Origin of the sequence: Enterovibrio gelatinilyticus (assembly GCF_028683095.1) — a bacterium.
Taxonomy (GTDB): Bacteria; Pseudomonadota; Gammaproteobacteria; order Enterobacterales; family Vibrionaceae; genus Enterovibrio; species Enterovibrio gelatinilyticus.
The window spans coordinates 1-474 of record NZ_JAJUBC010000123.1; the positions used below are offsets into that span (position 1 = coordinate 1).

General features: G+C 53.8%; 1 rRNA gene. It reads left to right on the plus strand.

The features are described from left to right. Positions 1-15 precede the first annotated feature (15 nt). A 16S ribosomal RNA gene (locus LRP50_RS25495) occupies positions 16-474 on the plus strand; the annotation flags it as partial.

The following is a 474-nucleotide window of genomic DNA, read 5'->3' on the forward strand; positions in this document are numbered from 1 at the left end:
GTGACAACAAAATTCTAATTGAAGAGTTTGATCATGGCTCAGATTGAACGCTGGCGGCAGGCCTAACACATGCAAGTCGAGCGGTAACATTTCAAAAGCTTGCTTTTGAAGATGACGAGCGGCGGACGGGTGAGTAATGGCTGGGAACCTGCCCTGACGTGGGGGATAACAGTTGGAAACGACTGCTAATACCGCATGATGTCTACGGACCAAAGAGGGGGATCTTCGGACCTCTCGCGTCGGGATGGGCCCAGTTGGGATTAGCTAGTTGGTGAGGTAATGGCTCACCAAGGCGACGATCCCTAGCTGGTTTGAGAGGATGATCAGCCACACTGGAACTGAGACACGGTCCAGACTCCTACGGGAGGCAGCAGTGGGGAATATTGCACAATGGGCGCAAGCCTGATGCAGCCATGCCGCGTGTGTGAAGAAGGCCTTCGGGTTGTAAAGCACTTTCAGCAGTGAGGAAGGCGG